Raw genomic sequence first — 11386 nt, 5'->3', positions numbered from 1 at the left:
CTCGACGGATTCGCCTTAAAAGTGCGGCTTTTCAGCGGCTGGAAAGCATAAGCGAGCAAAAGCGGAGCCCAAGCGAATGCCCAAGTCTGCGGCCGTTAACCATGTGGACAATCGCCAAGAGGGCGATGACGCGGCGCCGGCGCTCGATCTCGTCCATCTTTCCCGCCAGACGCTCGGAGATCAAGCGCTCGAAACCGAACTGCTTAAGCTTTTCGATAGCCAAAACGCGCAATTCGCGGCCCGCCTGCGCGCGCCGCGCCAGCCGGGCGACGCGCGCGCGCGGGCCGATCTGGCCCATACTTTGAAGGGCTCCGCGCGCGCCGTCGGCGCTTTTGCGCTGGGGGAGGCGGCGGAAGCCTATGAGGAGGCGCTGCGTCGCGGCGATGTTAGAAGCGCGGCGCTATGCGAAAGGCTCGTGGCCGAGATCGAACGCACGCATCGAGAGATCGGGGCTTTGCTCGATAACGCCGAACGCTAATACTTGGCCAGACAGTATTCGAAATCGAAATCGCCGCGTGATGCTTCCACGATCCAAGCCGCGTTCAGTCCCGGATGTTGGTCTGGATCGAAAAAATGTCGTAAGGCGGGGCGTTTTCGCCATTGGCGTAGCCGAGCGGCGGCGAGGACGTTCCGTCCGGCGCGAGCTGGCGGCGGCTGAGCCCGCCAATCGCTCCGCCATAGACGTGGATCGCGATCGAGAGCTGATCGTCGAGTGCGTTGGACAGACGTGAGGCGTCGCCGCCTTTCGATCCGAGCGTTTCCGCCGACCCCGCCCGCAGAAGCCGGCCGCCGCGATCGATCGCCCCCGTGAGCACGCCCATGATCTCCCAGGCGGCGGGTTGCGCGATCGAGAGGGCCGCGCCGCCCGCCAGGATCGTGCTCACGACGCAAAAGCGCTCCATGGCGTCGCTGTAGAGCTGGAATTGGCGCGCCGCGCCTGGAGGCGTCGCGGAAAAGGCTGCGGGCAAGGCGTCCGCTTCGCAGATGAGGCGGGCCATCAGATCGCGGCCGATAAGGAGAATCTCACGCTCGCTGTCGGCAAGCTCGACCATGGACTGAATGTCCCAAATGAAACGCTTCAGCGCCGACGGGATCGGGCCCCGTTCGTCCGTTGGCGAAATCTGTTCGGCGGCGCTCATTGCTGTCCCGGCGTTGATTCTTCGCCCGGTTAAAAAGCAAGCATCGCGCCAAGCTGCGTCCTCAGGCCGGCGGCACGAGAATTGATGGGCGCTCAAAACGTGCGGGCGGAGCGTGGCGACATTGAAGAAAGACTACATTCCCGAGCTCAGCGAGGTCCGCATGGTGCGCCGCGCGCCCGAGCGCCCCTTCGCCCTGAGCGGCGAAGACGCCCGTTACATCGAGGCCTGCCTGCGGGACGTCGAGGCGTCGTTCGGCTTGGAGGCTTTTCCGGGCGTTCCCTTCACGAGAATACCGGGGCGGGCGTTGATCGGCCGTTTCATCGATTGGTGGCGCGCCCTGGCGCCCGCGGATGAGCGCCAGCGCGACGCCCATGCGCGCCTGCCCGCAGCGATCCGCTTGCTGGACACCGTCTCGTCGCTGATGGAGGAGAGAGCGCAGCGCGAGAGGACGAGTTCATCATGAAGACTGCCGCGCGTGCGTAAGGATCGCGTGAGAGATGAGACACTCATGCCTGATCGCGACTAGCCGGGGCCTTGCCATCGACCATATTTCCACTATATTCGAAATATGGAAAAGAAAGAAGCCATAACCGCCTTTGTCGCGCTCGGCCATGAGACGCGTCTCGATATTTTTAGACTGCTGGTCCAGGCCGGACCCAAAGGGCTTCCTGCGGGGCAAATCGGCGAACGGCTGGGGCTTCCGCCGGCAACGCTGTCTTTTCACCTCAACCAGCTCAAACACGCGAACCTCGTGACCTTCCGTCGCGAAAGCCGGTCGCTGATCTACTCGGCCGCATATCCGGTCATGAACGCCTTGCTCGCCTATATGACCGAGAATTGCTGCCAGGGCGACGCCGATGGATGCTGTTCTTCAACCTGCTAGCCAAAGGAACGCCATGAAACGCTTGCACGTGCATGTCTCCGTTGACGACCTCGCGGCGTCCATCAGCTTTTACAGCGCGCTTTTCGGCTCCGAGCCGACAGTCGCGAAACCTGACTACGCCAAATGGATGATGGATGATCCGCGCGTAAACTTTGCGATTTCGGCGCGCGGCGGAAAGGTGGGCGTCGATCATCTCGGGATTCAGGTCGAAACGCCTGAAGAGCTGAAAGAAGTCTATGGCCGCCTGCAACGGGCCGAGCGGCCTGTGCTGGAAGAGAACACGACAACCTGCTGCTATGCCGAGTCCGAAAAAGCGTGGACCTCGGACCCGCAAGGGCTTTTGTGGGAGTCGTTTCTGACCACCGGCGAAAGCACAGTCTTTGGCGATGATACGAGGCTCGCGGGATTTCGCACCAGCGGCGGGAAGGCGGCGCCTTCGCCCTGCTGCGGCTCGAAACCTGCGCCTGTCGTTGAAGCCGCTTGTTGCTCTGGCGCGGCGCGCCACGATGCGGAGGCGTGAAGGTGTCGGTCACGATCTATCATAACCCCGCCTGCGGCACCTCGCGCAACACGCTGGCGATGATCCGCCAAAGCGGCGAGGAGCCGGTCGTCATCGAATATCTGAAAGACCCGCCGACGCGCGCGCAGCTCGTCGAGTTGCTCAAAGCCATGGGCATTTCCGCGCGCGAGCTGCTGCGGCAGAAGGGAACGCCTTATGAGGCGCTCGGCCTTGCCGATCCCAAATGGACGGAAGACGAGCTGATTGGCTTCATGCTCGAACACCCGATCCTCATCAATCGGCCGATCGTCGTGACGCCGAAGGGCGCGCGCCTCTGCCGCCCCTCCGAGGCGGTGCTCGATATTTTGCCCAATCCGGACATTGGCGAATTCACCAAGGAAGATGGCGAAGTCGTCATCGGCAAGACTGTTCAACCTCAATCCTGAAAGGACTTCCATGACAACCATTCACGTTTTCGATCCCGCCCTTTGTTGCAGCACCGGCGTTTGCGGCGTCGAAGCCGATCAGGCGCTTATCACTTTCGCAGCGGATGTCGATTGGGCGAAAAAGAACGGCGCGCAAATCGAACGCTTCAATCTCGCCCAGCAACCGACGGCCTTTGCAGACAACGCCACGGTGAAAGGCTTTCTCGAGCGCTCGGGGCAGGAGGCGCTGCCGCTGATCCTCGTCAACGGCGATATTGCGCTTGCCGGACGCTATCCCAGTCGCGCCGAGCTGGCGCGCTGGGCGGGCGTCAAGGAAGCCGCCGAAACCGCACAGGGCTCGTGCTGTGGTGGCAAGACCTCCTGCTGCTGAGATGACGCAATGAAATTCCTCGACAGCGCGCCGCGTTTCCTCTTCTTCACCGGCAAGGGTGGGGTCGGCAAAACCTCGCTGGCCTGCGCCACGGCGATCCAGCTCGCCGAAGCGGGACGCCGGGTGCTGTTGGTCAGCACCGATCCGGCCTCGAATGTCGGCCAGGTTTTCGGGGTTTCTATCGGAAACAAAATCACCCCGATCAGCGACGTTCCCCGGCTGTTTGCCCTTGAGATCGACCCGGAGGCGGCGGCGCAAGCCTATCGCGACCGCATCGTCGGCCCGGTACGCGGCAAACTGCCGGAGACCGTGGTCAAAGGCATTGAGGAACAGCTTTCGGGAGCCTGCACGACGGAAATCGCCGCCTTCGACGAATTCACAGCGCTGCTGACTGATTCCCAGATCGCCTCGGCTTATGATCACGTTGTTTTCGATACCGCGCCAACCGGCCACACCATCCGGTTGCTGCAACTGCCCGTCGCCTGGTCCGGCTTCCTTGAGGCGGGAAAAGGCGACGCCTCGTGCCTCGGGCCGCTGGCAGGACTCGAAAAACAGCGCGCGCAATACAATGCCGCCGTGCAGGCGCTCGCGGACGGGCGACGCAGCCGTCTTATCCTCGTCGCCCGCGCCCAGAATTCAGCGCTGCGCGAAGCGGCGCGCACGCATGGCGAGCTGGCGGCGATCGGCCTCACCCAGCAATTCCTGATCGTCAATGGGCTGTTGCCCGAGACGGAAGCGACGCTCGATCCGCTCGCCAAGGCGATTTATGGACGTGAGCAAGCGGCCTTGGCCGCGATGCCGGACGAACTGCGCGCCTTGTCCCGCGATGATGTGCCGTTGAAGCCGTTCAACCTCGTCGGCCTCGCCGCCCTGCGCCAGCTCCTTGTTGAAACCGCGCCTCAGCCGGACGCGGCGGCGGGGGAGTCGGTCGCGCTTCGTGCGCCAAGCCTCTCCGATCTCATCGATGACATTGCCGCCGAAGGCCATGGGCTGGTCATGCTGATGGGGAAGGGCGGCGTCGGCAAGACCACACTGGCGGCGGCGGTCGCCGTCGAGCTGGCGCGGCGCGGGCTGCCGGTTCACCTCACAACCTCCGATCCCGCCGCACATCTCACCGAGACGCTGCACGGCTCCATGGCGCATCTGACAGTCAGCCGTATCGATCCACACGGCGAAACGGAGCGCTATCGGCAGGAAGTGTTGCGGACGAAAGGGGCGCATCTCGACGCCCAAGGGCGCGCGCTGCTCGATGAGGATTTGCGCTCGCCCTGCACTGAAGAAATCGCGGTCTTTCAGGCCTTCTCGCGCGTCATTCGCGAGGCGGGCGAGAAATTCGTGGTCATGGACACCGCGCCAACCGGCCATACGCTGCTGCTGCTGGATGCAACGGGAGCTTATCACCGCGAGGTCGCACGCATGCTCGACGCCAAAGGCGCGCATTACACGACCCCGATGATGCAGCTTCAGGATCCGAAGCGGACGAAGGTCCTTCTTGTCACTTTGGCGGAGACAACGCCCGTCCTCGAAGCCGCTAACCTGCAAGCTGATCTGCGGCGCGCCGGGATCGAGCCATGGGCATGGGTCATCAATAACAGCGTGGCGGCGGCGCGCCCGCGCGCGCCCCTCTTACGCAAGCGCGCTCAAAATGAGCTGGCCGAAGTGGAGAAGGTGGCGACGGTCCATGCCCGCCGCTACGCCGCCGTGCCGCTGCTCGAGGAAGAACCCGTCGGCGTCGAACGCCTTCTGAAACTGGCCGACCACGATCCTTGACGCCCATCACCAGCGCTGCGGCCCGGAGCTTGGCGAGGGCGCCATTCGAAAGTTCGAACAGAGAATAAGAATTCCCGACGGTCTTATTGGCAAGGAAGAAAGCGCAAGGAAATCAGTGGCTGGGGGACCTGGATTCGAACCAAGATTAACGGAGTCAGAGTCCGCTGTTCTACCGTTGAACTATCCCCCAACGGTCGGCGTGTCGCCGTGACCGGACGTGATCTAGAGAGAGCGGCGCGCGCTGTCAACAGCTTGTCGCGTGGTCCAGCGAACTTGTCTATTCGAGCGGCGCATATCGGACGACGCGCGCGCGTGTCTCTCGCAAGCCATCACATCCCGCCGCCGTTCGCAGCGGGGGAGGGGCGCTAGAGGCGGTCGATCGTGTCGAAAATTGCGGCGGCGCGCTGTCGGTCGAACTCCGGCGCCGAGGCTGGCGCGAGCGGATCGCCCCCGGCCAGCCATTCGCGCGCGGCCATCGGGGCGTCGCGAACGATTCGCAAGCCTGCGGCGATCTCGTACAGACCCCAGGACATCCCTTCGTAACGAAGCGCATTCATCATCGCGTTCTGCACCAGGCTACGCACGACGAGATGGGGCTTCGAGAGCGACGCTTCATTGTCTTCGCCGTTGTCGGCGGCGCAGGCGAGCTTGTCGCAGTCGCGCGCGCCGAGACAGGCGAGGCCGCGACAGGCGAGCGGGCGCAGCTTATGGGCGCGGCAGAGGCGGTTTTCGACGAGGGGGCAATGCGAGGGATGGTCTGGGCGTTGCGCCTCGTCATCGCTCTTGGCCGCGCCGCCACGCTCCACGCCGTAAAGGAAATGCGCCAACAGAAATATCTCCGGGCCCGTGGCGACGGCGCGCAGCCGGCTGCAGCCTGAACACTCCCTTTCACAGGCAAGCCCCGCAGCGTGCGGCAGCGCCGGGACCGTCTTGTCGAAACTCTCGAAAGCCTGCGCGCAGAGGACGCCGATGAGGCCCGCCTGGCCGCGACGGGCTTCGATCGCATCGCGGAAGCGTCGAGAGGCCGCCCTGAAAAAGGCGGCAGGACCATTTTCGCGCATGGCAAAAGTCCTTTCTCGCGATTGCTGAATCAAAGAAGTCGGACTCTGAACAGATACGGCAGTCGGAAACCAACAGAAGCTTAACAGAAATGCGTCTCTCGGGCGAGACCCTTGCCGCGGACGACGTTCGACGCGCCGCCGTAGGCCGTGAAAATAAAAATGCCCGCCAGGAAGACCCGGCGGGCAAGTCGCACCAACACGCGGAGAAGAGGAAGAGTAGCCGCGTGAAGAGCTGTTCAGCTTAGAGCGCAGCGCCAAGCTGGAATTTCGGGATCACCGGACCGCCGATCTCCACCTGCTTACGCTCGCCCGACGGGCTGAAGAGGAAGAGGAGGCCGCCGAACTGGCTGTCCGTGTCGTAGGCCAGATCCGACAGACGCTCGACGTCGAAGCGGGCGTCCTGCACGGTGACGACCACATTCTTGGTCTCGCCGGGCTGGATCGGCGTCGAGTCGTCGAGCGACAGGCCGCGATCCGCCAACAGATAGTCGGGGAAGTCGGGACGGCTGGTGAACACGTCGGGGTTGAGGAAGCGCAGACCCGCCGTGGTGAACTCACCGATCCGCAGCGGCTCCTTGCCATTGTTGGTGATGCGGAGATTCACGGTCAGCTCGCGGCCCGGCACCTTGTAGGAGCCGCCCGAATAATGCGCCGTAACGGTGTCCTGTCCGAGGTAGAGCGGCGAGATGCCCGTGAGCAGACCGGCCTGCATCGGCAGCGTGCGCGGGAACTGGCTGTTGGCTTGCGCATAGAAGAAGAGCAGCGCGAGCATCGAGCCGGCGAGCCACAGACCGCCGAAGCGCTTGTCCGCCGTCGTGATGATCTCGTTCTTCTTACCGGCCGCAACCTGCCAACCGCGGACGATGATGCCCTTCTGCATGAACCAGTAGAGGATCCACACAGCCGCAGCGCCCATCCACAGGAAGTGGTATGCGTACGTCCAGTTGATGCCGTAGGATTCGAGGTCGATCGTCGAGCCGTCGAGGAGCGTCACCGGATTGGTGAAGTCCTTCATGTCGCCCTTGATCTCGATCCACTGGCCGGGGCCGACGATCGGACCGCCGTCCTTCACATTGACCTGGACGTGGACGTGGAAGCGGCCGGGACGGCGCGCCTTCAGGACGATTTTGTAGTCATAGTCCTGACCGACATCCAGCGAGAAGGTGCGCGGCACCGGCACTTCGCCGACGAAGGCGCTCTTGCGGATCAACACCGGGCCGGGTTCGCCGACGTTGAGGAAGGCTTCCTGCGGCTTCGCGACGGCCTGCGGCCAGCCGGAGAAGACGTGGACCTTGCCGGTGAGCTCCATCTCTTCATTGACGTTCAGCGTCGTCTTCGACCACTTCACGTCATACCAGTTGAGCGTGCGCATGCGCAGGAAGGCCTGCTGCGAGCGTTCGCCATGCGCCGCGGCCGGCGTCGCGGCGAAGGTCGTGGCGGCGACGATCGCAGCCGCGCCGACGGCGAGCAGACGGCCTGCGCGGCCCGACGCCGTTCTTGCCAGTTTCTGGAAGAAAGATTGTTTCATCTGTATTCGACTCCCTTTGTCGTCTTCTGCGCCGGGGCTCTGCGCCCCGGCCGTTGTTCGGTGTTTCGATTAGATGTCGTCGTTCTCGAGATACTTCGTCGTGGAGAACCAGCCGCCGACCTTCCACCAGAGGAAGTAGACGAGCATGGAGACGAAGCCGGAGAAGAAGGCCGCGACCGGCACGACGTCCTTACCGAAGGTGCGCAGCGTGCCGCGCTCGATCATGCGGATGTATTCCGGCGTGCCCGTGCGGACGTAGTTGAAGCCGATGAGATCCGCGAGCGTCAGCAGAACGCCGTCGACCTCGGTGGCCTGGTGGAACTGCGCCAGAACCGGCCAGTTGCTCGGATAGAACAGCAGACCCCAGCCCATCGCGCCGAGCACCGCCGTGACGATCCAGCTCCCCGAGAGCAGCAGGATCACATCGAGCCAGAAGCCCATCGGGATCAGCGCGGACGGGAAGACGAGATTGATCGGGAAGAAGGTCCAACCCCAGAAGTTGTCGTAGCGGTTGATCCATTCGCCGACGAGCAGCGCAAAGCAGGCGACCGTCGCGCCGAAGGGCAGGCGGAACTTCTGCCAGAAGAAGGACTGCGCGGCGGCGGCGAAGCACATGGCGACGATCGGCGCCACGGTCGGCCACATACGGCGATCCTTGAAGTCGATCCAGAAATCCCAGTCGCCGGCGAGCAGCATGTAGTGGATGTGGAACGAGCCGAGCAGCACCAGGAAAAGGACGAGAAGCAGGATCCAGTCGGTCAGCTTGACGCAGCCGAGGAATTCCTCCTTCGACGCCCAGGCCCGGCCTGCCGCCGGAGCCGTTTCATTCGAAATAGACATATCTTGTCTCTCCTTGATTGTTCCTCCCGGCGATGCCGCCGGGTTTTGTTTTTGCCGAGCGCTTTTCTGCGATCGGGCCGCAGCGCTCTTGGCGTCGGCCGGAAGCGGCCGCTCGCGACATCAGAGGGAGAAATTGTCGAAAGCGGCCGCTTCTTCTTCGGTCTCGCGCGCGCCCTGGGAGCGATGCGCGCGCCACCGAGAGCGACACTCGCGATCAGATCGCGAGCACGTCCTTTTCGTACTCCTTGCTGAGCTCGATCACGCGGCCGAGGATCTGCAGCACGGTGCCGAACATGGCGAGGCCGAACCAGCCGAAGAACACGAAGCCCCAATGCAGCGGCGCCGTGAACAGTTCTTCCATGAACCAGAAGGTGTGGCCCCATTCATTCAGGCCGACGTTCGGGAAGATCATGAACGGACCGGCGAAGAACAGCAGGAAGGCCAGCGAGATGCGGTTCGCGAACTGCGGAATGCGCGTGCGGCCATACATGAAGGCGCCCCAGCCCGCGATGATGTAGATCGGGTAGCTGAGGTAGAACTCCAGGATGTGAGACGGCGTGAAGTCCGTGTCGCGAATGACGGTCTGATGCCAGGTGCCGTCCTGCTCGGTGAAGTAGCTCGCGCCCCAGTAAACCGTGAAGGCGTAGACGAGCAGCCAGCCGATCAGCGTGATGAGGCGACGCATTTCTTCGCGCGGCGCGACAGCGTTGATGTTGCGGTCGCGGGTCTTCCAAAGATAGCCGCCGACCGCACAGAAGGCGATGAACTCGAGCGGCAGCTCGGTCCACATGATGTTGAGCCAGTAGGTCTGAAACTCCGGCGCGAAAGAATCGAGGCCGGCTTTCCAGCCGAAATACTGCTCATAGATTCGGATGCCGACGTAAAAGGTGCCCAGCGCCGCCATGGCGAGATAGGCCGGACGGTAATTCACGATCGAGTCCGTCTGCGCCTTGGCCGCTACCCCTGCTTTTTCTGTTAGTGACATTCCTCTCCTCCAGTTTTCAGTTTGAACTGGGTTCGCGCACCCACGCGAAGCTTTCGCGCCGTTTTTGGGCGAAAGATTCCCGCGAAGTTGCGTGTCCTTTCATGTCTATCAGGCAGACTTTCAATGCTTTCTAAGCACTTTAGGCTATGGAGAAAGCATTCCTGACAGGGTCGAAAGCTATCATGGACAGGATGAGCAACGTCAATTGCCCAGTTGATGCCAAAACTGCGTCAATTGAGCGCATTGCATTGAATTGTATCAAATACATGTATTTTAAACTGAGATTCTTGCGTGTGCATTTAAATATGAGACTGATGTATATTATGATGATACTTGTGAATCGCGACTTTCTGCCGCACCAAAGTCTGTTGATTTGAAGCTTCGTCCGACGATTATGTGCGCTTGGCTGAACAACGGCCTTAGAAACTAGGGAGGCGCCAAGCAATGAAAACATTTCACTCCGCCAATGAACTCGGCTGGGTCGCGTTCTGGATCGGATTCATCATCTTCCTGTTCGCCGTCTTCATCCCGACGGTGAACCGCATGCTCAATCTCTGAGCGCGCAAACCAACCCTTTCTCCCAGCGATTTTGTCCCGGCTCGAGAAATCGAGTCGGGACATTTTTGTTTGTGCGACGCAATGGCGGTAAAAGGTCCGGCATTTCAGCGAGAGTCCACTGAATGTAAAAATCGCGCCTGTGGATGAGTCCGGCGTGCGACACTTTGAAGCAGAGCATGTATAAAATTGTCTCACTGCACAAAAATCGTCGGTTCAACTTTTGAACATTTCTATTTTTGGCAAGAACCCCTTGAATATTCGACATCCGTTCCCGTTGTTGCAGGGGGCGCGGGTGAGACGCTGGCCCCCCGGTTCTGGCGCGCGGCCCGTCAGGGGCGGAAAATCAAACATTCCCTTAGCTTTGTATTTATGAGAGAAATGATGGCCTGGCTTCCGGTTGCCACTCCTGGAGCCGATATCGGAAAAGCCCTAAATCGCTCCGTCAGGCACACGGCCGCCGTTGAAATGTCAGAAAATCACAAGAATAAACAAAATGTAGACGACGCCATGGATAGTAGAGAAGACAGGCAAAATCTCACGTTGCAGCGCAGGCGGGAAGACGCGCTGCGCTGCCTTCTGGCCCATGTGAATCGTGCGCCGACGCGGACGATCGTCGATGAGCTGAAGAAAGATTTGGGCGTCTCCCGCGCGACGGCCTATCGCATGATGAAGTCGTTTCGCACCTGCGGCGCCATCGCTCCGTCGTCCGCGCGCTCCGTGGGGCGCCCGAAGGGCACAAAGGGGCTCGATCCCAAGCGCGAGCGCATCATAGAAACGGCGTTGGCGGCCTTTGTCGCCGAGCCGGAGCGGCCGCGATTCAGCACGCTCGTTCAAGAGATTGCGCGCCAGTGCAAAGAAGAGGCGCTCCCTGTCCCCAATTGGCGAACGATTCGGGCGCGCCTTCGCGAACTCGAAAATCAGCAGGCCGGCGGCGGCAATTAGCCAGCCCTTGCGACCATCAAGTCATACGAGATCCGCTTGATTGGTTCGGTGTCATTCCCGACGCTCGCGCAGCGAGCGATCGGGAATCCAGAGCCAAACCAGCGCTTTTGTGGCTCTGGATTCCCGATCGGGCCTTCGGCCCGTCGGGAATGACAAGCCGCAATCCGAGCAATTCAACCGGAAACGGTATCATTCCAGGTGCTCGCGACGCGAGCCGTAGAGCAAAACCAGGGTCATTGAGAGCGACGCGAAGCAATCCAGGTCCCTGATGTGGCTCTGGATTGATCCGCGTTCTGGACGAAGGCCACGCTCTGCCCCCTCTCCCGACATAGGGCGTCGAAAGACGCCCGTCTTTCGACGGGCTT

At 61.8% G+C, this 11386-nt stretch carries 13 protein-coding genes and 1 tRNA gene; 8 read left to right on the top strand and 6 right to left on the bottom strand.

Annotated features, from left to right (window positions below; translation table 11 throughout):
- Window positions 1–76 precede the first annotated feature (76 nt).
- The gene (locus QMG84_RS14250) at window positions 77–478 is read left to right on the top strand and encodes an Hpt domain-containing protein (protein WP_281928691.1); all 402 of its coding nucleotides are present in this window, start codon (window positions 77–79) and stop codon (window positions 476–478) included.
- Window positions 479–542: 64 nt separating this feature from the next.
- Here QMG84_RS14250 and QMG84_RS14245 read toward each other — a convergent pair whose 3' ends face one another.
- Window positions 543–1139: a cysteine dioxygenase family protein gene (locus QMG84_RS14245; RefSeq protein ID WP_281928689.1), complete on the bottom strand. Its 597-nt coding sequence runs from the start codon at window positions 1137–1139 to the stop codon at window positions 543–545.
- A 121-nt stretch (window positions 1140–1260) separates the two neighbouring features.
- Between QMG84_RS14245 and QMG84_RS14240 the strand changes: the two genes are divergently transcribed.
- The 6 genes from QMG84_RS14240 (at window position 1261) to arsA (ending at window position 5107) form a co-directional block, all read left to right on the top strand.
- A complete protein-coding gene (locus QMG84_RS14240) occupies window positions 1261–1602 on the top strand; it encodes a hypothetical protein (protein WP_281928688.1) in 342 nt (113 codons plus the stop codon).
- Window positions 1603–1707: 105 nt separating this feature from the next.
- Window positions 1708–2022 (top strand): ArsR/SmtB family transcription factor, encoded by a 315-nt coding sequence (locus QMG84_RS14235; RefSeq protein WP_202072355.1) that lies wholly within the window; start codon window positions 1708–1710, stop codon window positions 2020–2022.
- A gap of 13 nt (window positions 2023–2035) precedes the next feature.
- Window positions 2036–2542: an ArsI/CadI family heavy metal resistance metalloenzyme gene (locus QMG84_RS14230; RefSeq protein ID WP_281928685.1), complete on the top strand. Its 507-nt coding sequence runs from the start codon at window positions 2036–2038 to the stop codon at window positions 2540–2542.
- A gap of 2 nt (window positions 2543–2544) precedes the next feature.
- The gene (arsC, locus tag QMG84_RS14225) at window positions 2545–2967 is read left to right on the top strand and encodes an arsenate reductase (glutaredoxin) (protein WP_281928684.1); all 423 of its coding nucleotides are present in this window, start codon (window positions 2545–2547) and stop codon (window positions 2965–2967) included.
- A 10-nt stretch (window positions 2968–2977) separates the two neighbouring features.
- On the top strand, window positions 2978–3337 hold the full coding sequence (gene arsD, locus QMG84_RS14220; RefSeq protein WP_281928682.1) for an arsenite efflux transporter metallochaperone ArsD: 360 nt from the start codon (window positions 2978–2980) through the stop codon (window positions 3335–3337).
- A gap of 9 nt (window positions 3338–3346) precedes the next feature.
- Window positions 3347–5107, top strand: a complete 1761-nt coding sequence (gene arsA / locus QMG84_RS14215; protein WP_281928680.1) for an arsenical pump-driving ATPase — start codon at window positions 3347–3349, stop codon at window positions 5105–5107.
- Window positions 5108–5223: 116 nt separating this feature from the next.
- On the opposite strand, the gene QMG84_RS14210 is transcribed toward arsA, so the two are convergent.
- The 5 genes from QMG84_RS14210 to amoC all read right to left on the bottom strand — a co-directional run bounded on the left by QMG84_RS14210 (window position 5224) and on the right by amoC (window position 9521).
- Window positions 5224–5297 (bottom strand) — tRNA-Gln (locus QMG84_RS14210).
- A gap of 175 nt (window positions 5298–5472) precedes the next feature.
- On the bottom strand, window positions 5473–6168 hold the full coding sequence (locus QMG84_RS14205; RefSeq protein WP_281928679.1) for a hypothetical protein: 696 nt from the start codon (window positions 6166–6168) through the stop codon (window positions 5473–5475).
- 241 nt (window positions 6169–6409) lie between these two features.
- Entirely contained in the window at window positions 6410–7696 is a 1287-nt protein-coding gene (gene amoB, locus QMG84_RS14200; RefSeq protein ID WP_202072361.1) for a bacterial ammonia monooxygenase, subunit AmoB, read from the bottom strand.
- Window positions 7697–7765: 69 nt separating this feature from the next.
- Window positions 7766–8536: a bacterial ammonia monooxygenase, subunit AmoA gene (amoA, locus tag QMG84_RS14195; protein ID WP_202072362.1), complete on the bottom strand. Its 771-nt coding sequence runs from the start codon at window positions 8534–8536 to the stop codon at window positions 7766–7768.
- 214 nt (window positions 8537–8750) lie between these two features.
- Entirely contained in the window at window positions 8751–9521 is a 771-nt protein-coding gene (amoC, locus tag QMG84_RS14190) for a bacterial ammonia monooxygenase, subunit AmoC (protein WP_202072363.1), read from the bottom strand.
- 744 nt (window positions 9522–10265) lie between these two features.
- Here amoC and QMG84_RS14185 point away from each other — a divergent pair.
- Window positions 10266–11021: a helix-turn-helix domain-containing protein gene (locus QMG84_RS14185; protein ID WP_246744789.1), complete on the top strand. Its 756-nt coding sequence runs from the start codon at window positions 10266–10268 to the stop codon at window positions 11019–11021.
- Window positions 11022–11386: the final 365 nt, after the last annotated feature.

The sequence above is a fragment of the Methylocystis iwaonis genome, assembly GCF_027925385.1.
Taxonomy (GTDB): Bacteria; Pseudomonadota; Alphaproteobacteria; order Rhizobiales; family Beijerinckiaceae; genus Methylocystis; species Methylocystis iwaonis.
The sequence above is the reverse complement of the archived record's forward strand: the minus strand, read 5'-3'. Positions and strand labels throughout refer to the sequence as shown.

Bases quoted from the DNA above. Each gene is read 5' to 3' on its own strand.
- QMG84_RS14250 (WP_281928691.1), top strand. From the start codon at position 77: ATGCCCAAGTCTGCGGCCGTTAACCATGTGGACAATCGCCAAGAGGGC.
- QMG84_RS14245 (WP_281928689.1), bottom strand. From the start codon at position 1,139: ATGAGCGCCGCCGAACAGATTTCGCCAACGGACGAACGGGGCCCGATC.
- QMG84_RS14235 (WP_202072355.1), top strand. From the start codon at position 1,708: ATGGAAAAGAAAGAAGCCATAACCGCCTTTGTCGCGCTCGGCCATGAG.
- QMG84_RS14230 (WP_281928685.1), top strand. From the start codon at position 2,036: ATGAAACGCTTGCACGTGCATGTCTCCGTTGACGACCTCGCGGCGTCC.
- arsD (WP_281928682.1), top strand. From the start codon at position 2,978: ATGACAACCATTCACGTTTTCGATCCCGCCCTTTGTTGCAGCACCGGC.
- arsA (WP_281928680.1), top strand. From the start codon at position 3,347: ATGAAATTCCTCGACAGCGCGCCGCGTTTCCTCTTCTTCACCGGCAAG.
- QMG84_RS14205 (WP_281928679.1), bottom strand. From the start codon at position 6,168: ATGCGCGAAAATGGTCCTGCCGCCTTTTTCAGGGCGGCCTCTCGACGC.
- amoB (WP_202072361.1), bottom strand. From the start codon at position 7,696: ATGAAACAATCTTTCTTCCAGAAACTGGCAAGAACGGCGTCGGGCCGC.
- amoA (WP_202072362.1), bottom strand. From the start codon at position 8,536: ATGTCTATTTCGAATGAAACGGCTCCGGCGGCAGGCCGGGCCTGGGCG.
- amoC (WP_202072363.1), bottom strand. From the start codon at position 9,521: ATGTCACTAACAGAAAAAGCAGGGGTAGCGGCCAAGGCGCAGACGGAC.